The sequence below is a fragment of the Cellulosilyticum sp. ST5 genome (assembly GCF_046529625.1).
In the GTDB taxonomy this organism is placed as follows: Bacteria; Bacillota; Clostridia; order Lachnospirales; family Cellulosilyticaceae; genus Cellulosilyticum; species Cellulosilyticum lentocellum.
Genome location: NZ_CP132338.1, coordinates 1,897,514 through 1,919,344, shown reverse-complemented (window position 1 = coordinate 1,919,344; position 21,831 = coordinate 1,897,514). Strand labels below are relative to the sequence as shown.

Annotated in this window: 22 protein-coding genes; 21 read left to right on the top strand and 1 reads right to left on the bottom strand. The window is 34.2% G+C overall.

What is annotated here, in order from left to right; all coding sequences use genetic code 11:
* The first annotated feature begins 74 nt into the window (after positions 1–74).
* The 15 genes from hprK to QTL86_RS09360 all read left to right on the top strand — a co-directional run bounded on the left by hprK (position 75) and on the right by QTL86_RS09360 (position 18,506).
* Positions 75–1,010, top strand: coding sequence for an HPr(Ser) kinase/phosphatase (hprK, locus tag QTL86_RS09430; protein ID WP_013656669.1), 936 nt, complete (start codon positions 75–77; stop codon positions 1,008–1,010).
* A 28-nt stretch (positions 1,011–1,038) separates the two neighbouring features.
* Positions 1,039–1,998, top strand: coding sequence for an ROK family protein (locus QTL86_RS09425; RefSeq protein WP_013656670.1), 960 nt, complete (start codon positions 1,039–1,041; stop codon positions 1,996–1,998).
* Positions 1,999–2,100: 102 nt separating this feature from the next.
* Complete coding sequence (locus QTL86_RS09420; protein WP_127066295.1) at positions 2,101–2,634, top strand: YcxB family protein; 534 nt, start codon at positions 2,101–2,103, stop codon at positions 2,632–2,634.
* Between the two features lie 16 nt (positions 2,635–2,650).
* Positions 2,651–3,646 carry a TIM barrel protein gene (locus QTL86_RS09415; protein ID WP_127066296.1) on the top strand — a complete coding sequence of 332 codons (996 nt, stop codon included), beginning with the start codon at positions 2,651–2,653 and terminating at the stop codon, positions 3,644–3,646.
* Between the two features lie 205 nt (positions 3,647–3,851).
* The gene (locus QTL86_RS09410) at positions 3,852–4,886 is read left to right on the top strand and encodes a C40 family peptidase (RefSeq protein WP_127066297.1); all 1,035 of its coding nucleotides are present in this window, start codon (positions 3,852–3,854) and stop codon (positions 4,884–4,886) included.
* A 216-nt stretch (positions 4,887–5,102) separates the two neighbouring features.
* On the top strand, positions 5,103–6,446 hold the full coding sequence (locus QTL86_RS09405; RefSeq protein ID WP_410497065.1) for a methyl-accepting chemotaxis protein: 1,344 nt from the start codon (positions 5,103–5,105) through the stop codon (positions 6,444–6,446).
* Between the two features lie 23 nt (positions 6,447–6,469).
* Positions 6,470–6,967, top strand: coding sequence for a GNAT family N-acetyltransferase (locus QTL86_RS09400; RefSeq protein WP_013656675.1), 498 nt, complete (start codon positions 6,470–6,472; stop codon positions 6,965–6,967).
* A gap of 41 nt (positions 6,968–7,008) precedes the next feature.
* Positions 7,009–7,281 carry an ArsR/SmtB family transcription factor gene (locus QTL86_RS09395; protein ID WP_127066299.1) on the top strand — a complete coding sequence of 91 codons (273 nt, stop codon included), beginning with the start codon at positions 7,009–7,011 and terminating at the stop codon, positions 7,279–7,281.
* Between the two features lie 156 nt (positions 7,282–7,437).
* Positions 7,438–8,760, top strand: coding sequence for an MATE family efflux transporter (locus QTL86_RS09390; RefSeq protein ID WP_410497064.1), 1,323 nt, complete (start codon positions 7,438–7,440; stop codon positions 8,758–8,760).
* Between the two features lie 27 nt (positions 8,761–8,787).
* Complete coding sequence (locus tag QTL86_RS09385; protein ID WP_410497063.1) at positions 8,788–9,195, top strand: arsenate reductase ArsC; 408 nt, start codon at positions 8,788–8,790, stop codon at positions 9,193–9,195.
* 237 nt (positions 9,196–9,432) lie between these two features.
* On the top strand, positions 9,433–9,780 hold the full coding sequence (locus QTL86_RS09380; RefSeq protein WP_127066302.1) for a hypothetical protein: 348 nt from the start codon (positions 9,433–9,435) through the stop codon (positions 9,778–9,780).
* 108 nt (positions 9,781–9,888) lie between these two features.
* Positions 9,889–13,284 (top strand): PD-(D/E)XK nuclease family protein, encoded by a 3,396-nt coding sequence (locus tag QTL86_RS09375; RefSeq protein WP_410497062.1) that lies wholly within the window; start codon positions 9,889–9,891, stop codon positions 13,282–13,284.
* Positions 13,285–17,040 (top strand): helicase-exonuclease AddAB subunit AddA, encoded by a 3,756-nt coding sequence (gene addA, locus QTL86_RS09370; protein WP_410497061.1) that lies wholly within the window; start codon positions 13,285–13,287, stop codon positions 17,038–17,040.
* Positions 17,041–17,056: 16 nt separating this feature from the next.
* Complete coding sequence (locus tag QTL86_RS09365) at positions 17,057–17,857, top strand: HAD family hydrolase (RefSeq protein WP_127066305.1); 801 nt, start codon at positions 17,057–17,059, stop codon at positions 17,855–17,857.
* Positions 17,844–18,506 (top strand): hypothetical protein, encoded by a 663-nt coding sequence (locus QTL86_RS09360; RefSeq protein ID WP_410497060.1) that lies wholly within the window; start codon positions 17,844–17,846, stop codon positions 18,504–18,506. Before QTL86_RS09365 ends, QTL86_RS09360 begins: the two co-directional genes overlap by 14 nt.
* Positions 18,507–18,658: 152 nt before the next feature.
* Here the strand turns inward: QTL86_RS09360 and QTL86_RS09355 are convergent, their stop codons facing one another.
* Positions 18,659–18,781 (bottom strand): hypothetical protein, encoded by a 123-nt coding sequence (locus tag QTL86_RS09355; protein WP_410497059.1) that lies wholly within the window; start codon positions 18,779–18,781, stop codon positions 18,659–18,661.
* A 371-nt stretch (positions 18,782–19,152) separates the two neighbouring features.
* Here QTL86_RS09355 and QTL86_RS09350 point away from each other — a divergent pair, with 371 nt between their 5' ends.
* The 6 genes from QTL86_RS09350 to QTL86_RS09325 are packed head-to-tail and all read left to right on the top strand — an operon-like array spanning position 19,153 to position 21,823.
* Positions 19,153–19,353, top strand: a complete 201-nt coding sequence (locus QTL86_RS09350) for an XRE family transcriptional regulator (protein WP_127066648.1) — start codon at positions 19,153–19,155, stop codon at positions 19,351–19,353.
* Positions 19,354–19,356: 3 nt separating this feature from the next.
* Entirely contained in the window at positions 19,357–19,563 is a 207-nt protein-coding gene (locus tag QTL86_RS09345; protein WP_410497058.1) for a hypothetical protein, read from the top strand.
* Positions 19,553–20,077 carry a host-nuclease inhibitor Gam family protein gene (locus QTL86_RS09340; RefSeq protein ID WP_410497057.1) on the top strand — a complete coding sequence of 175 codons (525 nt, stop codon included), beginning with the start codon at positions 19,553–19,555 and terminating at the stop codon, positions 20,075–20,077. The genes QTL86_RS09345 and QTL86_RS09340 overlap by 11 nt, the downstream gene beginning before the upstream one ends.
* 15 nt (positions 20,078–20,092) lie before the next feature.
* Positions 20,093–20,731, top strand: a complete 639-nt coding sequence (locus QTL86_RS09335) for an AAA family ATPase (protein ID WP_410497056.1) — start codon at positions 20,093–20,095, stop codon at positions 20,729–20,731.
* Between the two features lies 1 nt (position 20,732).
* Positions 20,733–21,257 (top strand): ERCC4 domain-containing protein, encoded by a 525-nt coding sequence (locus QTL86_RS09330; protein ID WP_410497055.1) that lies wholly within the window; start codon positions 20,733–20,735, stop codon positions 21,255–21,257.
* Between the two features lie 2 nt (positions 21,258–21,259).
* Positions 21,260–21,823, top strand: coding sequence for a hypothetical protein (locus tag QTL86_RS09325; protein WP_410497053.1), 564 nt, complete (start codon positions 21,260–21,262; stop codon positions 21,821–21,823).
* Positions 21,824–21,831 lie beyond the last annotated feature (8 nt).

Genomic DNA, 21,831 nt, shown 5'->3' with positions numbered 1-21,831 from the left:
CAATAAAGCTGATAGGAAAAAAAGGGAGAAAATGTTATACTAGAAGGGTTAATGTGTGCCAAGGAGGAAAAAGCATGTATTTTGTAACAGTAGCACAACTCAGAGAACAACTCAAATTAGAAAATCTTACACCACAAGTAGATTACAAAGAACGTAGAATCACGCAATGTGACGTCAATAGGCCCGCTTTACAATTAGCAGGTTTTTTTGACTACTTTGATTCTACACGTCTACAAATCATAGGAAAGGTTGAATATACCTATCTTGAAAAAATCGAAGAAGAAGAGCGTAATAAGAGAATTAAACGCTTATTAGATTATAAAGATATTCCTTGTATTGTTATTTGTCGTGAAGAAATTGAACCATTTCCATACTTATTACAATGCGCAGAAGAAAACGGTATTCCTATTTTTAAAACAGATTTACCAACAACCACTTTTCTAGCTGAAGCAAATAGATGGCTTCATGTAGAATTAGCACCACGTTTATCGATGCATGGTGTATTAGTAGATATCTATGGTGAAGGTGTTTTAATCACAGGTGAAAGTGGTATTGGAAAGAGTGAAACAGCACTAGAACTGATTAGACGTGGTCATCGTTTAGTAGCAGATGATGCAGTAGAAATCAAAAAGGTATCCGCCAATACTTTATTAGGTTCAGCACCAGAAGTTATCAGACACTTTATCGAAGTAAGGGGAATCGGAATTGTAGATATCAAACAAATCTTTGGTGTAGGTTCTGTTAAAGAAATGAAAAATATCGATTTGATTGTACGTCTTGAAGCATGGGATCAAAATAAACAGTATGACCGTTTAGGACTAACTAATGAATATACTGATATTATGGGTATTAAAGTAGTAACCAATGCAATACCTATTCGTCCAGGTAGAAACGTGGCCATTATTTGTGAAACAGCAGCTATTAACTTTAGACAAAAGAAAATGGGTTATAATGCGGCTGAGGCACTTAATGACCGTGTCATGAATAATTTGCAGAAAGGTCAGTTTTAATAGCTAAAGAGTTAAGGGAGGATACATCATGTATTATTTAGGAGTGGATTTAGGTGGGACAACCATTAAAGTTGGTTTAGTAGATGAAAACTATCATATTTTACACAGTATAAGTGGTCCTACAGGTAGAGAAAGAAGTGCAGAGGAAGTTTTAAAAGATATGGCAATGTTATGTCTTGAAGTTTTAAAAAGACAAGGAATTACAGAAAAGGATATCCATTCAATTGGAATTGGTAGTCCAGGAATTGCGTCACCAGAAGAAGGTGTTATTTTATCTTCAAGCAATCTTAACTTTAATCATGTTGATGTTAGAAAAGAAATTCAAAAATATATTCAAACAGACGTATATGTAGAAAATGATGCTAATGCAGCAGCATTAGGTGAAGTTATTTGTGGTGCAGCTCAAGGAGAAGATAATGTAGTAGTTGTGACACTTGGAACAGGTGTAGGTGGTGGACTTGTTTCAGAAGGGAAAATCAATAGAGGTAGCTTCTTTGGAGCGGGAGAAATCGGACATCAAGTCATTCGTTTTGGTGATGGAGAACCTTGTGGTTGTGGTAGAAAAGGTTGCTTTGAGCAATATGCTTCTGCAACAGCTCTCATTCGTCAAGCAAAAGCAGCTGCACACCTTTACCCAGATAGCAAATTAATAAGTTTAGCAAAAGAAGGTTTAATAGAAAATATTAATGCTAAAGTTGTATTTGATGCAGCACAAGCAGGAGATGAAACCGCAGAGCGAGTACTTGAAACCTATTTCAAATATATTGCATGTGGTATAACCAATATTATTAATGTTTTAGAACCAAGTATGATTGTTTTAGGTGGAGGTATGAGTGCACAAAAAGAATACCTTACAAATCCTGTTACAAAATATGTTCAAGAAGAAATGTATGGTGGTTTAAGCCTTAAAACCAAAATAACAGCAGCAACTTTAGGAAATGATGCGGGGATCATTGGAGCAGCTTTCCTAGGCACAACTTTAAAATAAGTATTTGAAAGAGCTAACAACTTGGTGTTGGCTCTTTTTTATGGTATTAAAAGACAAATAATGATATAATAGCACTATTACAAAAGACTGGAGGCAAAATAAGTGGAAAAACAACAAGAAAACAGTTTATCACTGGATGTGAAGTTTAAATTTAAAGATGTTTTACGTTATAACACATCTGTGGCTATAAAAAATATAGTCAATGATATTGTACTGGGGATAGGCTTAGCAGTCCTTATTTTCTTCTTTTATAAAATGTGTACAACAACTGAAAGACTAGATATTTTTATTTCTAAAAATATCACCCTGCTGTTAGTACCTATTTTGATTTTTGTACTCATTCCTTGGCGAGTATGGCAGGTTACAGCTTCTCAAATGCAGATGCCAGCTTTTGCTTATGGTGTGAAGTATGTTTTTTCAGAGAAACATATACTGCTAGATATTGGAGAAGCATCTGAAGAAATGTCTTGGGATTTGTTTGTGAATATTGTGGAAACAAAGTATGACTTTAGATTTTATGTGAATAAAGTGAGTGCACAAATTATACCAAAACATAACCTGACAGATGATCAATTATCAATACTCAGAACAATGATTAAAACGGCTACTAAGCCAGGGATTTGCCGATTAAAATAAATGAAAGTGGGCACATATGAAAAGATTATTTCATTTATCAACCACTTCTAAACAATTAGACTTGTTTGATAAAGACTGGGAACAGATAAAGGGGTTTATTGAAAAAAATCGTATGGATGGTATAGAGGTTGGATTGACCTTAGACTATCCGTTAGAGCAAATACCAGCGGGTATTGTAGAAGGTGTTCACTTGAGTTTTTATCCGATGTGGCTAGATTTTTGGAGACAAGATCAAGTAAAGTTACAACAATTATTTGAAGATGAAGAAGCTATTAAAAGTTATTATGGAGGCTTAGAACCAGCAGTACTCATTGAAAGTTATAAAAAACAGTATCGGCGTGCTAAAGCACTAGGAGCTAAATACATGGTTTTTCATGTAAGCCATGTATTGCCTGAAGATTCCTTTACCTGGCAGTTCGATTATACGGACCAAGAAGTAATGGAAGCTACCTTAGAACTTGTTAACGCTGTTTTTGAAGCTGAGGAAGATGGGCCTATGCTTTTATTTGAAAACTTATGGTGGCCTGGGCTTACCTACTTAAATCCAGAACTCACACAGTGGTTTATTGAGGGGGTTCAGTATAAAAATAAAGGGTATTTAGTAGATGTTTCACACTTAACATTAACTAATGCTACTATTGGAAATGAGAAGCAAGCTTATGAATATATAAAAAAGGTGATTACTCAACTAGGCGAAACAAAAAGGTGGATTAAGGCGGTTCATTTAAATAAGGCGCTTCCCAAATTTTATATGGGACGAAATCATCATTACTTATTAGAGCAATATCAAAAAGCAAAAGATAAAAAGCAACAATTAATGATTTTAAAAAAGCATATTAATGCTTTAGATGGACATGTACCTTTTGATCATCCATTAGCTGCATCTATATTAGAATTAATGGATCCTATGTATTGTGTTTATGAAACAGCACCTAGCTCACGTTATGAATTAGCTTATTTTATTAAATGTCAAAATGAAGCTTTAAAAATGATGACAAATAAAAATGATTAATAAAGGGACTATCATGAGGATAGTCCCTTTATAATGTTAAGTATTTTACAAAATACCAGATTTTATAAGATTAATAAGGACGATAACTTGACAAAAACTTAAAAGTTTTTTATAATACTTTTGTAACAATTACTTAATAAATTGTAAAATGCGATAAGGTTATCGTTAATATAGTCGAACATAGTCAATCGAGGAGGATTAAAGCATGAGATTAAAAAAGGTAGTATTGAGTACACTAGTTAGCGTTGCAGCAATAATGGTGCCTAGTTTAGCTTATGGCCAAGCTTACGGAACAGTAGCAACACAAACACTTAATGTAAGAGATGGTGCTAAATTAGAAGCTAGCATTGTAAAACAAGTCGGACTTGGTGAACCAGTTGAGATTGTATGCGAAGAGGGCGATTGGTTAAAATTGATTTTAGAGGACGATTCAAGAGCTTATGTTAAAGCTGAGTATATCAATGTACATAGAGTACTAGCAGTAGTCAATGTCAATGGCGGTTTAAATGTAAGAGATTATCCTTCTACAGAGAATGGAAAAGTAATTGGTAGCTTTTCAAATGGAGATGAAATTTCTGTAAGCTATAGTGTAGGAGATTGGTATAAAGTAAGTCAAGAAGGATTTGAAGGTTACGTAAGTAAGGACTACGTTAAAAATAGCACAGAAGTAGACTTCTTAAGCTATTTGCCTAATAAACGTTTAACAGAAATTGAACGTATGACAGTAACCCAAGAAGAAGCACAAGCTATTATGGTAGAAACCGATAACAGTAGTTCTAACAATGGAAGTACTTCAAGTAACAATGGTGCTTCAAGTAATAGTGGGTCTTCAAGTAACTCAAGTAATCAAAATTACACAAGCTCAGGCTCAGGTACAGGTGATGCAGTTGTAGCTTATGCAAAGCAGTTCTTAGGTAATCCATACGTCTATGGTGGAAATAGCTTAACTAATGGGGTAGATTGTTCAGGCTTCACTTCTCAAATTATGAGAAACTTTGGCATTAGCTTAAACAGAAGCTCAAGTGCGCAATATGCTAATAATGGTTATTATGTAAGCAGTGATTCACTACAAAAAGGTGACCTAGTATTCTACGGTTATAACGGACATGTATCGCATGTTGCCATTTATATTGGTGGTGGGCAGGTGATTCATGCTAATGATGAAAGAACGGGTATTTGTATCAGTAATGTATTCCCAAGCGGTGGAAAACCATATATTGGTGCAAAACGCGTATTATAATAATAGATAAAATAACAAAGGAAGTTATAAATGTATAGGTATACGTTTATAACTTCCTTTGTTATTTTAATTTATTGTAGGTCAAAGATTAAAGAAGGATTTAATTAAAGAGTAAAATCTTTTACTAAATCCATACAAACATGGACATTTAAGCAGTGATTTGATAGAATTATTTTAAAATACAAAAAAAGTGGTTGATATTAGGGGGCATAAATAATGAAGCATATCTCATTTAGAAGTAAAGTAATGGTGATTACATTTATTTTAGTGATTATAAGTTTTTCTATATCTGCTATTAGAACAACTCAGGAATTAAAGCCTAGAATCACTCAAATTTTGCAAAATGATACGTTAAGTACAGAAACACAATTAGCTGAGATTATGAAGACCATAAAAATTGGACAAGGTATAGGGTATACGGTTACAGGGATATTTGTATGTCTTTGTTTATTTTTATACTGCACCGTATTGTTTAAACATTTTAAACAATTGATTGATTCATGTAGATGCATGGAAACAGGTGATTTTAGTAAATCACTAGATCCTATTCTTTTAAAACATAATGATGAAATAGGAACAATAGCTCAGACTCTAGAAATGATGAGAGCCCATTTAAATCAATTAGTGGCTGCTACGGGACATCAAGCTAGAAGATTACTGGATTTATCATCAAAGCTTAATGAAGCAGCAATAGCCACACAAACGGCTACAGTGGCTATTGCTAGTTCCATGGAAGCTATGGTGGCTGGAAGCGAGGAACAAACTCAGCTTACATCTGAAACAGCACAAATGACAGAACATATGCATACAGATGTAGCAGAAGTGGCAGATAGTATTCAAAGTATAACAGCTTCATCAAATCGTACGTTAAGGCATGCTAAAGAAGGTAATCAAATTCTTCAAACAGTCATTGAACAAATGGCGACAATTGATCAAAAAGTTCAAAGTACTTCAAGTCAAATTCAGCTATTAAGTGATAAGTCATCTAGGATTCAGGATATTATTACACTCATTACAAGTATAGCTTCTCAAACTAATTTATTAGCGTTAAATGCAGCCATAGAAGCAGCTAGGGCAGGAGAAGCAGGAAAAGGTTTCTCAGTGGTGGCTGATGAAATTAGAAATTTAGCTACTCAATCAGCAGATGCTACTGCTAGAATTAGTCAAATTATAACAGAAATTAATGAGGAAATTAATGAGGCAACAGCAGCTATGGACGAAAATACTGTAGCTGTAAAAAAGGGATTAACTTTTGCCAGTGAAGCAGGTACAAGCTTTGAAGCTATTTTAAATGATATTAAAGAAGTATCTACAGAATTTGAAGCAGTTAAATCAGTTAATGAACAAGTGACAGAAGGAACTTCTCATGTACTTTATGCTATCCAAAATATTAATGACATATCTCAAGCTAGTAGCACAAATACACAAGCAGTCGTTCTTGCTACTAAAAATCAAAATCAACTTATTAATAATGTTTCTCAGGGGGCGGATGAGTTAACAAGGCGTGTAGAGAAATTAATGATAGAAATTGACCATTTTATAATAGAAAAAGTACGATAATCAGTTCGTGAAGGAGATTAGAGATGACAGTAATGATGAGATGTATGACAGAAAAAGATTGGCCTAATGTAAGGTGTATTTATGAACAGGGGATAAGCTCAGGAATTGCTACTTTTCAAACAGAAGTTCCGAGTTATGAAGTTTGGAATGCTGCGCATCTTACTACAGGAAGATTAGTGGCAGTGGTTGATGAAGAAGTTGTTGGCTGGGTAGCTTTGTCACCCACTTCAAGTAGATGTGTTTATAAAGGTGTAGCAGAACTAAGTATTTACATAGTGCAAAATGCTCAAAGAAAAGGTGTAGCCACTAAGCTTTTAAATGAATTAATTCAACTTTCAGAGCAAGAAGGTATATGGACCTTACAATCTAGTATTATTGAAGAAAATAAGGCTAGTTTGGCTTTGCATCAAAAGTGTGGTTTTAGGCAAGTTGGTTATAGAGAGAAAATTGCAAGAGATCAAAAAGGTGATTGGCATAACACCATTCTAATGGAAAGACGAAGTCAAGTTGACAACTTTTAAAGGAGATTTTATACTGAAACAAGAAGAGGAAGGTGTTTCGTATGAATCAAGAATGTAGAGAAAAAGCACAGCTTTTTAAAGCACTTTCTGATAGTAATCGTGTGATGATTTTAGAGATGTTAAAGGATGGAGAAATGTGTGCATGTCACTTACTTGAAAGGTTTCAAATTACACAACCTACTTTATCTCATCATATGAGATTATTATGTGAATGTGATTTGGTTATAGCAAGACGTGAGGGTAAATGGATGCATTATTCACTTAATACTAAAACACTGGGAGCATTAAGTGATTATTTTAAAGAGATGATCTAAAAGCTACTAATAAAGGTAGCTTTTTTATTTTAAGTAATTTATTTGTGATACTGATAGATGAATATAGTAGAGAAGTACCCTTCTTATCTATTGACGGTATTATTAAAATCAATTAAAATACATATAGATAATTATCTATATGAAATGGGTGACACTGTGAAGAAAGTTGATTTAACAAAGGGAAGTGTTGTTCGCGTTTTATTAGCATTAGCCATTCCTATTATGGGAAGTTCGTTATTGCAATTTGCTTATAATATAGTAGATATGTTTTGGGTAGGAGGTTTAGGCAAGGATGCAGTAGCTAGTGTAGGTTCCTCTAGTTTTTTTGTTGGTTTAGGTTATGCTATTAATGCTTGTATTGTTATAGGAACTGGGATTAAGGTTGCTTACAGTATTGGAGAAAACAAAGAAATAGAAGCAAAAGAATATATACAAACAAGCATGCTTTTAAATTTATTGATAGGAGGCATGTATGCTTTATTTCTAGTATTTGTAGGGCCTTATTTAATAGGCTTTTTAGGCATAGGAGATCAGGTCATTGAAAAACAAGCTTATGGTTACTTGTTGGGAAGCGCGCCTATGTTATTTTTTGCTTTTTTTAATGCTACTTTTTCTAGAATTTTTAGTAGCCTCGGGCAGACAAAAAGTGCTCTTCAAATTAGTATAGTAGGTATTGTGCTCAATATGATATTAGATCCTATTTTTATTTATAGTTTTAAATGGGGGGTATTAGGAGCTGCATTAGCCACTTTAATAGCACAAATGATTATGTTTTTTCTTTATATGAAGATAGGTGGTAAGTGGTTTGAGTTTCACTGGAAAAAGGCCTTTCACAGTGAACGTATAAAAGCTATTGTAAATCTAGGTTGGGCTGTGGCTTTTCAAAGGATTTTGTTTACCCTTATTAATATTCTGCTAGCTAAACTGATTGCAAAATTTGGTCCGGAAGCTATAGCTGCTCAAAAGATAGGGCTTCAAATCGAATCAGTCACCTATATGGTAACAGGAGGGTTGAATGGTGCAGTAGCTAGTTTTACTGGTCAAAATTATGGAGCTCATTATTATAAGCGGATTAAAAAAGGGTATCAAGTAGCTATTGGTTTAAGTATAAGTTATGCAGTATTAACAACTACACTATTTATGATATTTGCAATACCTATGGCAAACATCTTTGTAAAAGATGCTACTACTATTCAAATGACATCTGTTTATCTGCAAATTATTGCTTATTCCCAGCTTTTTAATGCTATAGAAATGGTCTCCAATGGTTGGTTTACGGGCATTCAAAAACCACAAATCCCAGCTACAATAAGTATCCTTTTTACTGCTCTTAGGTTGCCAATGGCATGGTTATTGGTTATACCTTTAGGCCTTGAAGGTATTTGGTGGAGTATTTCTATTTCCACTTTACTTAAGGGGAGTATTTTATATTTTTGTTATAAACATTATCAGGGAAAATTAAAAGAGCAAGAGATTTAATAACTTGCTATAAGGGAGGAAATAATAATGAATAAACCTAAAGTAGCTTTTATCTGTGTGCATAATTCTTGCCGCTCTCAAATGGCAGAAGCTTTAGGAAAACACTTGGCAGCAGAAGTATTTGAAAGTTATTCAGCTGGCACAGAACTTAGACCACAAATTAATCAAGATGCAGTAAGAATTATAGAGGATTTATATCATATCGATATGAATGAAACTCAAAAGAGTAAATTATTAAGTGATATTCCGGAAGTAGATATAGTCATTACAATGGGATGTAACGTGAGCTGTCCTAACTTACCTTGTAAGCATTTAGAAGATTGGGGTTTAGAAGATCCTTCGGGTAAAGAGGATGAAGCCTTTGTTTTAACAGCAAGAATAATAGAGGAAAAAATAATAGATTTAAAACAAAGAATTGAAAAGGGTGTTTTATAAACAAAAGAGTTAATGTCGTTAGGCATTAACTTTTTTGTTATATTTAGTAAGAAATACCATGATATTTATTTGCTATTAAATATAAAAAGGAAACATTTGCTGAGTTTAACATACTATGATGTATGAAGCAGCTACTTGTAGAAAGTAGCTGTATTTTAGTGAGGAAACTATAGTAGTCATAAAAATATAAATGATAAGACAGTTATATTAAGCAGACAAAGTCAAGGAGGTGAACTTATGGTGGCAGAAATATCAGCTAATTGGTATGCAAGGCTAAATTTGGCTAGACATTTAAAAGAAGAGGGGAATAAAGAACAGGCCTATTTATTATTTAAAGCAATTTCAAATGAAAAAGAAGCTTTTCGATTTGATAAATATGTTTATGGCACATATGAGGATTATATTGTGGAGAAAACGAAATTTCTAATTGAAATTGCTTTATTAGAGCTAGAAGTCATTGGATGTTCTAAGGGAAGCATCAAATATCTAGATGATGCACTTAATTTATTAGATGGCATGGAAAGTGTTTACCCTTATGTACGTATAGATGAAATCGAAGAACTTAGAAAGCGCTTATGTCAGTAAATTGGTATCGCTGTTTAGCAAAACTATGATAAAATAAGCAGGGATAGAATAGATATCATAAAACATTCACATAGAGATAAACTAATAATAGAAAAAAGGGGTGAACAAATGAAGAAAGTACAATTTATTGTAGGTCGTTCGGGTGCAGGAAAGACTACTTATTGTTATGAAGCTATAGAAACAGCTTTAAAAGAAGAAAGTTTTGATCCACTACTTTTATTAGTGCCAGAACAATTCAACTTACAGACACAAAAAGACTTGGCCAAAAGGCTTTATCCAGGTCTCTTAAGAGCGGAGGTTATTAGTTTTAATACGTTAGCTAGAGAAGTGTTTAAAGAAGTAGGAAAAGCTGAAGTGGCTGTTATTGAAGATTTAGAACGTATGATTATTTTAAAACGTGTGATTGAAGCACATAAAAAAGAGATTATTTTCTACAAAAAAAATATGAATAATACAGGTTTTATTGAAGCTATTAACCGTTTTATTACAGTTTTAGAACAAGCAGGTGTGAGTAAGGAGCAATTAGGCGAACTTATAGAAAATAAGGAGGCAACCTTATTATTTAAAAGTAAATTAACAGACATTCATATGCTTTATGAAGCCTTCGAAGATTATTTGGGAAATCAGTTTGTGACCATTGAAAAAAATATGACGCTACTAGCAAGTAGCATCATGAAAAGTAAGAAACTAGAAAAAGCATGGCTTTGGATTGATGGCTTTTATGGCTTTACGTATAACCAATTGCTTATCATTAAAGAGTTAATGAAGAAGGTAAAGGGATTAACTATTACTTTACCTATGGATAAACCTTACACGAGAACAGACAAGGTAAGAAATAGCTATCCTTTTTATGAAAGTATTCAAATGCTACAAAAACTTATGGGCATTTGTGAAGAACAGCATTTAGCTTATGAAGTGAACTATGTTAAAGGCGCAGGAGAAAAAAATGAAGCTCTGGCTTATTTGGAGGGGCAGTACTTAAAACCTTATGCTAACCCTTATGAAAAAGGAAATGAAGCTATTTATCTGCAGACCTATGGTTCTAGAGCAGAAGAAGTAGAACAAGTAGCTAAGCAGATTGTGACTTTAGTGATGGAAGAGGGCTATCGTTATCATGATATGGCAGTTATTGTAGGTGACTTAGCAGATTATAAGACTTTATTAGAGGGGGCTTTTAAAGAATATGAAATTCCTTATTTCTTAGATATGAAAAGAAATATTCATACTAATAGTTTAGTAGCAGCTTTAGAAGGTGTTTTAGAAGTATTAACCTCTAATTACAGCTATAAAAGTATTATGGGACTTTTAAGAACACAAATACTCCCTATCTCAATTGAAGAGATAGATCTATTAGAAAATTATTTATTAGCCTATGGGATTAAGGGTAAGAAAAAATGGGCACAGCCTTGGGGATTTGACCAAAAAGATGAAGAGAAACAGGAACGTATTAATATTACAAGAGAAGCTATTTTAGGACCTATTCAAAAACTCGAAATGACTATTCAAATGACTAAATCATCGGGTAAAAACAAGGTTGTAGATCTTACAAAAGCTTTATATGGCTTTTTAGAAGATATTGGTGCTTATAGCAAGTTAAATGAAATCATTGCCAAACATAAAGCAGAAGGTAATCGTTTATTAGAGATTGAAAACACCCAAATATGGGGAAAAATCATGGAAGTTTTCGAGCGCTTAGTAGATATTTTAGGTGAAGAAGAACTTAATCTAATGACCTATCGCCGTATTTTAGAAACGAGCTTTTCTTATGTGAAAATGGGAGTTATTCCACCAGCACAAGACCAAGTGTTAATTGGGTCTGTAGATAGGACGAGACTTCCTCGTTTAAAAGCGTGCTTTATACTAGGAACCAATGAAGGGGTTATTCCTAAAGTAGATGAAACGACGCCTATTTTTTCGGATATGGATAAAGCTTCTCTTAGTCAGATGTGTAAGGAAGATAAAGGACCAAAAGGACGATTAAATGAGCTAATTATTGACCAGCCTCTTTATGGCGGACAGTTTAGTATTTATTCGATGCTAACAAGAGCTACGGAAAAGCTTTTTGTAAGTGCAGCCATGGCTGATGAAAATGGTAAGCCTCTAAGAACTTCTCTCGTTTATTACAAACTGAAAAAGTTATTTGGTGAAACACCAAAACCTTTACAAGGAGATTTTCTAAGTCAAATCTATCGTCCTCTGCCTACTTTTGGTTATGTAGGGAATTTACTGAGGGAATACGTAGAAGGTAGATTAGAAGAAGAAGCCTGGAAAGACTTAGTGAGTTGGTATGCGACTAAAGACGAGTGGAAAGACCGCCTAAAGGGATTAACCGATTATTTATTTTATACAAATCAACAGCACTATTTACAAGAAGAAACAACACATTTGCTTTATGGCAATAAGTTAGATACTAGTATTTCTAAGCTAGAAACTTTTAGGCAATGTGCTTGTTGCTATTTTATGCGTTATGGGATTAAAGCAGAAGAGCGCCGTTTATTCCGTTTTGATAGAGCCAAGGTAGGAACACTATTTCATGCAGCTTTAGAGCAATATCCTAAAGAACTCAGCTTAATGAATACTACTTGGACTAAAGCCACCAGGGAAGAAATGCAGCAAGGGGTGAAAAAGGCTACAGCTTATGCGGTAGAGCAAGTAAATGAAGCCCAGAGAGAAACGGGACGTTTTCAGTTTACAGCAGCTAAGGTAGAAAAAATGACTTCTAGGGCAATTCATGCTTTAACAGCTCATCTCAAAAATGGTGAATTCGAACCTATGGGTTATGAAATTAATTTTGGAGAAGGTAAGGGCTTTCCTCCAATTGAAATTGCTATTGATGAAGTAAGAACCATTCTAGTGACTGGGCAAATTGATCGTGTAGATGTGTATTATAAAGATGACAATCAGCAATATATTAAAATCTTAGATTACAAATCAGGGCAAAAGAACTTTAATTTATTAGAAGTATATTATGGTTTACAGCTTCAATTGCTGTTATATCTAGATGCTTATTTAAAGAAACATCATAGTTATGAAGCAGGTGGGGTTTTCTACTTCCACATTAATAATCCTTATGTAAGCTACAAAGTAGGAATGGATGAAGTGCAGCTTCAAGAAAGTAGCTTAAAGCAATTTAAACTTTCTGGTTTAGCATTAGATGAACCAGAAATTATTGCTGCTCTTGATAAGTCAGGGACAGGCAGTACGATTCCCGTTAGTTTAAATAAAGATGGTAGTATTAAAAAAGGCTCTTCAGTGGCTACCCCAGAACAGTTTAAGCTACTGGAAAATCATATTATTGACACGATTAGAGGATTAGGACAAGAATTATTAGAAGGTAAAGTAAGTGCTAAACCCTACCGCTTAAAAGGTAAAAACCCTTGTGAATATTGCATTTATCATACCATTTGTCAGTTCAGTGAAGAACAAGTAGATAACTGTTATGATACCTTAGAACAACTAAGTAAAGAGGAAATATGGGAAAAACTAGAGAAGGAGGGCTTATAAATGGCATGGACACCAGCACAGCAGGCAGCTATTGATCAAAGAGAAGCCAATATTTTAGTTTCAGCAGCAGCAGGTTCAGGAAAAACAGCAGTTTTAACAGAGCGTGTCATGAAGCGTATCATTGGAAGTGAGCAAGAAGTACCTATAGAAATTGATCGCTTTTTAATTGTAACCTTCACTAGTGCTGCAGCAGGAGAAATGAAGGAACGTATCTTGCAAAAGCTTTCGGATTATATGAATGGTCTTCAAGAAAATCTAAATGAAGAAAATCTAAAGAAGATAGATTATATTGAACGTCAAATGGCCTTGGTGCCACAGGCTTCAATTTCAACGATTCATTCATTTTGTTTAAAAACAATTAAAGCGTATTTTAATCGCTTGGATATTGACCCTAATATCAAAGTAGGTACACAAGCAGAGCTAGATGTGATGAAAAGGGAACTGCTAGATGAACTTTTAGAGGAATGTCTTGAAGACGGTGCATCTGACTTTATGGCATTAGCAGAAGTTTATGGGGATGTACAAGGCTTAGACGGTTTAAAAAACTTGATTTTGGATATTTCTACATTCTCTAAAAGTACACCTTTTCCAAAGGTATGGCTTCATAACCAAGTGTCGCGTTTAAAAACAGTGTATACTAGTTTAAATGAAATGCCTTGGTCAGAAAGTATTCGTACCCATTTATTAAGTCAATTACAAGATGTACGCATTATTTATGATAAAGCCATAGCGTTATGTGAAAAGCCTAATGGACCAGAGCTTTACCTAGAAGCTATTCATAGTGATTTAGCTGAGATTAAAGATATTCACCAGGAGATGTCACTAGAAGAACTGATTAGATGCATTAAAAATACTCATTTTATTGCCCTTTCAAGAAAAAAGCAAGAATGTGATGTAGCTTTAAAGGAGCGTGTAAAAGCCTATCGTGACTTAGGTAAAGAAGTCATTAAGGGCTTACAAGATGATTTAGCATTTATTGAAGATCCTCTTTTAATGGCACAGTTACCTCGGTTAGGAGATCTCATGGCTACTTTAGTAAAGCTTATTGAAGCCTTTGAAGAACGCTACCAATTAGAAAAGCAAAATGCAGGAGTTGTAGACTATAATGACTTAGAGCATTTTTGTCTTCAACTTTTAGTAGAACCTATTTTTAATGAAGCAGGGGAATTAGTAGAGGTCAGCTATACGGATGTAGCTAAAGAACTAAGTAGTTTTTACAAAGAGATTTATATTGATGAGTATCAAGATAGTAATACAGTACAGGAAACTTTATTGAAAGCAGTAGCTGAGGCTAATAAAGAAGAAGGACCAACACGTTTTATGGTAGGCGATATGAAACAAAGTATTTATCGCTTTAGATTAGCCAATCCCCTTATTTTTTCGGAAAAGTACGGAAGCTGGGAAAAGCATCAGGTGACTTCATCTACTAAAGGTAATAACGTATGTATTGATTTATCTCAGAATTTCAGAAGTAGGGATAATATTCTTCAAGGTGTTAATGACTTATTTCAGCAAGTGATGAGTGTCAGGGTAGGAGAACTTGAATATGATGAATATGCTGAGCTAAAGGTAGGCAATCATTATGAAGAAGGAAACCCAGAGTCTTTAGCAGAAGGAGCTTTATCAGAAGCGATTGAAGTACACATTTTAGAAACCAAAGAACCAGAAAATACAGAAGAAACGGGGCTTGAGGATTTAAAGAATGTGGAATGTGAAGCCATGCTAGTGGCTAATTTAGTAGATCAGCTCCTTAAAGGAGAAGGTAATCCAACCCATATTTTTGATAAGGCATTAGGGGCCTATCGTAAGGTAGAAGCAAAAGATATCGTCATTTTATTAAGAGCAACTAAAGAAAAGGCAGGCATCTTTGAAAATGCATTAATGCAAAAGGGGATAGGAGCTTACGCAGATATTGGTGGGAACTTCTTTGATGCACTGGAAATTCAAACAATGATGAGTTTGTTAAAGATTATTGATAATCCTTTACAGGACATCCCTTTGATTACGGTACTACGATCACCTATTGTAGGTGTGAGCTTAGATGAACTCGTTTACATTCGAAAAGCAGCAGAAACCGGTTGTTTTTATGAAGCACTCTTAAAGTATTTAGAAACCTGCCAAGATAATCCTTTGTTAAATCGTTTTATGAGCATGCTAAATAACTACCGCAATATGAGTAGTGAATTAAGTCTAGAAGAACTACTAGCAAGGCTTTATGTGGAAACCGGGTATTATCGTTATGTGGCTATGTTGCCAACAGGAGCTAAGAAAAAGGCTAATCTAGAACTATTTAAAAAATATGCAGAGGCCTATGAAAATAGTCAAAATGGTAAGTTATTTGGGTTTATACAATATTTAGATCAACTAGCACAAACACCAGATGGCTTGGCTGAGGCAAAATTAGTTGGTGAAAATGAGAATTTAGTTCAAATTATGAGTATTCATAAAAGTAAGGGTCTAGAGTTTAGTGTCGTTTTTTTATGTGATACTGGAAAGCGCTTTAATAACAATGATATGATGAAACCTGTGTTACTTCATAATGAGTTAGGCTTAGCGCCAGATTATTTAGATACTAGTAAGTATGTCAAATATCCTACGATTCCTAAAATGGCTATTAAAAATCAAATTCTTTCTGAGAATATTTCTGAAGAAATGCGTGTGCTTTATGTGGCTCTAACGCGTGCTAAAGAAAAATTATTTGTTACAGGAACACTTAGTGATGTCCAAGATGCTGCTTATAAATGGAGCTTATATGCAAGTAGAGAAGAAGCAGCTATTTTACCATTAGGCGTTAAACGTGGGGGCTCATATTTAAATTGGATTGGTTTAAGCTTATATGCCCACAGCGATTTAGAAGATTTAAGGCTACTGACTCATGAAGCACCACCTTATTTATTTGAAGGACGTGGTAAATGGCAACTACGTGTATGGAGTAAAGAAGAATTAGGTGATTTACAGACTAGTAGAGAGCAAGGTATTGAAGAAAAAAGAGATTTGTTAGAAGAATGGGATACAGAAAAGATCTATGGACCTTATAAAGAAATCATCTTCAATCGCTTAAATAGTGAATACACTCATGAAGAAGCGGTATTATTACCTACAAAAGTATCTGTTTCAGAAATTAAAAGAGAGGCAATGGGTCAACTTATAGACGATGAAGTGTATGAAGTGAATTTATATCCAGTAGAAGAAGAGGTGCCAGTACCAAGCTTTATCAAAGGACAAGAGGAACTAAAGGGAGCTAAGAGGGGGACACTGATTCATAGTGTGTTTGAGCATCTAGATTTTCTTAAATTCACAGAAGTGGCAGCTATAGAGGAAGAACTTATGCATCTAGTGAATTCTCATCAACTCTCGGCTGAAGTACTAGAGGTGGTTAGTAGTAAACGCCTTGCAGAAATGGCTAATTCTGAGATAGTTAAGAAAATGAGAAGAGCACAATATGTAGAAAAGGAAAAAGCCTTTATTTATTTGGCTAATGCGAAGTTGGTAAACGAAGCTTATCCTGAAGGAGAAGAAATTTTAATTCAAGGCGTTATTGATAGTTTTTACATTGATGAAGAAGGCATTACTTTAATTGATTATAAAACAGACTATGTGGATAAAGAACAAAAGGAACTCAGCATTCAAAGGATAAAGGAAAAATATATTAAACAACTTGAACTATATAGTTTAGCGTTATCTGATATTACAAAGTTAACAGTTGCCCATAAGTATATCTACTTGTATAATGTAAATGAGTGGATACATCTATAAGAGCCAGGAGGACAACATGATTAAGCTAATCGCAACAGATATGGATGGCACTTTACTAAATAGTAGGGGAGAACTATCGCCTAATTTCTACAATGTATTTAAGCAGTTAAAAGAAAAAAATATTATTTTTGCTGCGGCTAGTGGCAGACAGTATTTTACTTTAGTGGAAAACTTTAAGGCAGTATCAGATGATATGTTGTTCATTGCCGAAAATGGTACCTACATTGCTTATCGTGGCAAAGAAATAGCTGTTCACCCACTAGATAGGAGAGTAGCTCATCAGCTGATTGAAAAAGGACGTACCATAGAAGACGTCTATATTGTATTAGCAACGAGCAAAGGTGCCTATATAGAAAACGCAGATGAAGACTTTGTAAGAGAAGTAAACAAATACTATGTAAAATGTCAATTAATTGATGATTTGCTAAGTGTTGAGGGAGATATTTTAAAGGTGACAATATGCGACTTTAAAGGCGCAGAACATAATAGCTATTTAGCTTATGAGGATTTACGTAGTAAGGCTCAAATGAGTGTAGCAGGAGACATTTGGTTAGATATGATGGCTAATGGTGTTAATAAAGGAAAAGCTATTGAAGATATTCAGCAGCAGTTAGGCATCACCTATGAGGAAACCATGGTATTTGGTGACTACTTAAATGACTTTGAAATGCTTCAAAAAGCTCATCATAGCTACGCTATGGCCAATGCACATCCATCCTTAAAGAAAATAGCAAGATTTTCGGCAAAAAGTAATGATGAAGATGGGGTTATACAAAAAATAAAGGAGGTTGTATTAAAACAAGATGATGAATACTAAGAAATTTATAGTCGTAGGACTAATCAGTATGCTAGCCCTTACGGGATGTTTTAATCAAAATGCACCAGCAAATAGTGAAGCAGTAGAACCAACCACTCAGGCGGTCGAAACCAAGTCTTTAGGTGAACAAGAAGCTAAAGAAGCAGAAGAAGCTGAAGTAAAAGCTGCAGCTGAAGTAGCAGAAAAAGAAGCTGAAGCAAAAGCAGTAGCTGAAGTAGCTGAGAAAAACCAATCAGCTATTAAAGACCTAATTGCTTTAGGGAAACTGATAGGTAAGAAGCAAGCCGATGTTATTAATTTACTTGGAAAAGCAGAGTCTACTGAGAATTTAGAGGATACAAATATTCTTTTAGCAGACTATTATAAACAAACTATTTTAGATCAAGCTGTCAAAGTAGAGATTGTTTACAATGATAATAAGGGAGAAGTAAACTTTATTAATATGACCTGTAAGCAAACTGATGATGTAGAAGCTTTTGTAGAAGCTATTGCTAAGGAGTTGACAGCAGAATTTGGTGAATCAAGTATTGAGAAAATTACTAATGTAAGAGGTACGAGAAGAAGACAATGGCAAGACAGTACTTTAACTTATGTACTATCTTATGTAGAAGATACCGTTACATTTGACATGTATTCAACAGATAAATAGATATAAAAGGAGTCCATTCTAATTTTAGAATGGACTCCTTTTATACCAGCTTATTTTTTTCCTTCAATCCAATCCTACTTGGTTGCTACAAGAAGGATAATAGGGAATCCTAATGGTGAGGGTAGTGTATCTTAAGCTAGGGAGTAAAATGATTAAGTTTGTTGTCCCTGAGCTTCTAAAGCTTGATAATAAGCCTTTGCTAAAAGATCTTCTAATACTTCAGGGCTTCGGATGGCCTGTGACATACCTTGCGCTAGAATATTTGCTTTATCCATTCCAGATTGCCAGAAATGTGACAAATAGTAGCTACAAGTTATGAATATCAATAAGGATAGAAATTTTTATCGGAGTTTGTTACCATACTTACTAATATAATAGCAGTTTTTACCATAACGCACAAGTAAGTTATGAGCAGTTCTATAAATTGTTACGGAATCAGTATACAACTGGTTCTATTTTTTTTACCATTTTTCTTCCTTAAAACTCTATTAATCAATTAGTCATAAAGGCCTCATAAAAGCCTCAAAATTGCCTCATAAAGGCCTCATAAAAGCCTTAAAAAGGCCTCATTCCTATTTAATATTTCATATTTATCATATCTCTTGTAGCGAAAGCACAACAAACAAAATAAAAGGAGATGTGAAAAATGTTATGGAATTTAAAAGCCGAAATGGCAAGACGTTCAGTAAAGTGCATTGACCTAGCTAATCTGTTAGGAGTAAGACCTGCAACCATATCTTTAAAGATAGGATGTAAAAGTCAGTTTACCTTTGATGAAGCTCAGAGAATCCAAAAAAGTTATTTTCCTGATTTAGAGCTTCAGTATCTATTTAAAGAAGGGAGATAAGGTGTGAGTTATATTTTTAAGATACTATCCGAACACGCCGAGCTGACAGGGAAAAATATCATGTTGAATTGGCAAATAGAGCAATATGAATCACTTATTAATGAGCTAATGGCTTATTTATGCCAAGAGGATGTATTAGGAAGGCAATATGTGAGCCGTTATAACAATCTATTAAGAATAAGAAGGGAAAGAGAAGAAAATGGCAAATAAACAAGCATTAATAGATGTGAGAACAATTCAACTAAAAGTTGAGATGGACCAATTAGTAGAAAATATAAAAGAACTTGAAATAGCAATTGCAGAGCTAAACGAATTATTTAAGGCAAGGACAGAACTTCTAAAAGAGCAGTTTGAAGAAAAGAAGATGGGACTTGAACAGAAAAAGGAAAAGCAAGAGCAGTATTTAAGAGAACTCTTTGAGCAAGTACCACAAAGTGAAACCAAGACACAAAGAAAAGTGAAGTTATTAAATGGTGATGTGGTAGTGAAGAAAGCTAAGTTGGACTTAGAAAAGGATATAGACAAGTTATTGGTGTGGGCACAAATGAATGGTAGAAATGATCTCATCAATAAAAAAGAGGTACTATCATTCAAATGGGCTGACTTCAAGAAAGATTTAGTACCTACAGAAGATGGCATTGTGTATGTAGAAACAGGTGAACTGCTAGACATTGAAGGCCTTAGCACTATTACAAAAACAGAAGAAATGGAAATTAAATATTAGAAGGGAGTGGGAGCTATGGCAAAGGCGATTTGTATTATAGGAGAGTCAGGAGCAGGCAAAACAACCTCTTTACGTCATTTAAACCCAAATGAAACATATTTTATTGATGCCGATAAGAAGGGTAGCGCATGGAGAGGTTTTAGGCAGCAATACAATGCTGAGAACAAAAACTATATAGCTACAGATGATCCTAATAAAATACTAACACTTATGAAAGGAATTAGTGAAAAGACACAACTTAAATATATAATCATAGACACTTTAAATGGTGTAATGGTTGGAGAAGAAATAAGACGTTCCAAGGAGAAAGGTTTTGATAAGTGGGCTGATTTAGTAGTTTATATTTATAGTATTTTAGATATTGTTAGTGAGTTAAGAGAAGACCTAACTATCATTTATACAGCTCATAGTGAAACAGAGCGAACAGAAGATGGTTATATGTGGACTAGGATGAAAACTACAGGGAAGAAGCTAAATAAGTTAGTTCCTGAATCAAAATTTAATGTAGTATTACTGGCTAAATGCAAGGATGGTAGATACATTTTTGAAACCCATAGTAATAATTCAACAGCTAAAACGCCACTAGATGCCTTTGAAGAGGATGAGATAGAAAACGATATTGTGCCAGTATTAAAGGTGCTTGAGGATTACTAGGATGTTTAAATATACGGAAGCAGAGATTAAAAATATCTTAAAGCAAGCTACTGTGGTGATTGATACAAGGGAGCAAAAATGTAGTCACATTACAAGCTACTTTGATATGCACAGGATTAATTATTGTTATGAGAAATTAGAGTTTGGTGACTATACCATAAAGGTACAAATGCCTAATAGCACCAGAGAATACTACTTGCAAAACAAATGTGCTATTGAAAGAAAAGCCAATCTAAATGAACTAAGTGGCAATTTTACTCAAGCTAGAGAACGTATAGAAAAGGAATTTATGAGGTCAAAGGGTAATTTATACCTTTTAATTGAGAATGCCAACTATGAAGATATAGAGCTGCATCATTATGATACAGGTTATAACCCTAAAGCCTTTATGGCTACCCTTAAGGTGTTTGAAAGTAGATATAATTTGCACATTCATTATCAAAAGAATATCAATTTCAGCGGTGATTATATTTATAAGACATTAATTTACAACTTAAGAGAATTACTTGTTAAAGGAGAAATATAGAAATGAAAAAATGGAATGGTTATGAAACAACAGAAGTAATGGGAACAAAGAGAAAATTACCAGTAGGTGGTTATGTATGTAGGATTGTGGAGGCAGAAGAAAAGGAATATGGATGGGGAAGTGTACTGTTAATCCTTTTTGATATAGCAGAAGGAGAATATAAAAACTTTTACAGAGATCAATATGAAAAGCAAACTAAGGATAAAAAGTGGAAGGGTATATATCGTTTAAATGTGCCTAAAGACGATGGTAGTGAAGAGGATGAAAGGTTAAAAAAGGCCTTTAAAACATTTATTCATCATATTGAAAGTAGTAATGGAGGTTATAAATGGGATTGGAATGAAGAAGGTCTTAGAGGTAAGTACTTTGGTGGCATATTTGGGGAGAAGCAATATGAAGTGGATGGAAATACAGGGTTTTATACCACCATTAGATATACAGGTGAAGTAAAAGGCATAGAGAACGCACCAGTGCCAAAACAGCAACTATTAAATAGACCTGGTCAAAGTAGTTTAACCACACCTGCACCAATGGAGTGGGGAGCAGATGACTCACTTCCATTTTAACGAGGAGG

Coding starts and splice junctions, on each gene's coding strand:
- hprK (WP_013656669.1), top strand. CDS start 75: ATGTATTTTGTAACAGTAGCACAACTCAGAGAACAACTCAAATTAGAA.
- QTL86_RS09425 (WP_013656670.1), top strand. CDS start 1,039: ATGTATTATTTAGGAGTGGATTTAGGTGGGACAACCATTAAAGTTGGT.
- QTL86_RS09415 (WP_127066296.1), top strand. CDS start 2,651: ATGAAAAGATTATTTCATTTATCAACCACTTCTAAACAATTAGACTTG.
- QTL86_RS09410 (WP_127066297.1), top strand. CDS start 3,852: ATGAGATTAAAAAAGGTAGTATTGAGTACACTAGTTAGCGTTGCAGCA.
- QTL86_RS09405 (WP_410497065.1), top strand. CDS start 5,103: ATGAAGCATATCTCATTTAGAAGTAAAGTAATGGTGATTACATTTATT.
- QTL86_RS09400 (WP_013656675.1), top strand. CDS start 6,470: ATGACAGTAATGATGAGATGTATGACAGAAAAAGATTGGCCTAATGTA.
- QTL86_RS09395 (WP_127066299.1), top strand. CDS start 7,009: ATGAATCAAGAATGTAGAGAAAAAGCACAGCTTTTTAAAGCACTTTCT.
- QTL86_RS09385 (WP_410497063.1), top strand. CDS start 8,788: ATGAATAAACCTAAAGTAGCTTTTATCTGTGTGCATAATTCTTGCCGC.
- QTL86_RS09380 (WP_127066302.1), top strand. CDS start 9,433: ATGGTGGCAGAAATATCAGCTAATTGGTATGCAAGGCTAAATTTGGCT.
- QTL86_RS09375 (WP_410497062.1), top strand. CDS start 9,889: ATGAAGAAAGTACAATTTATTGTAGGTCGTTCGGGTGCAGGAAAGACT.
- addA (WP_410497061.1), top strand. CDS start 13,285: ATGGCATGGACACCAGCACAGCAGGCAGCTATTGATCAAAGAGAAGCC.
- QTL86_RS09365 (WP_127066305.1), top strand. CDS start 17,057: ATGATTAAGCTAATCGCAACAGATATGGATGGCACTTTACTAAATAGT.
- QTL86_RS09360 (WP_410497060.1), top strand. CDS start 17,844: ATGATGAATACTAAGAAATTTATAGTCGTAGGACTAATCAGTATGCTA.
- QTL86_RS09355 (WP_410497059.1), bottom strand. CDS start 18,781: ATGGATAAAGCAAATATTCTAGCGCAAGGTATGTCACAGGCCATCCGA.
- QTL86_RS09350 (WP_127066648.1), top strand. CDS start 19,153: ATGTTATGGAATTTAAAAGCCGAAATGGCAAGACGTTCAGTAAAGTGC.
- QTL86_RS09340 (WP_410497057.1), top strand. CDS start 19,553: ATGGCAAATAAACAAGCATTAATAGATGTGAGAACAATTCAACTAAAA.
- QTL86_RS09335 (WP_410497056.1), top strand. CDS start 20,093: ATGGCAAAGGCGATTTGTATTATAGGAGAGTCAGGAGCAGGCAAAACA.
- QTL86_RS09330 (WP_410497055.1), top strand. CDS start 20,733: ATGTTTAAATATACGGAAGCAGAGATTAAAAATATCTTAAAGCAAGCT.
- QTL86_RS09325 (WP_410497053.1), top strand. CDS start 21,260: ATGAAAAAATGGAATGGTTATGAAACAACAGAAGTAATGGGAACAAAG.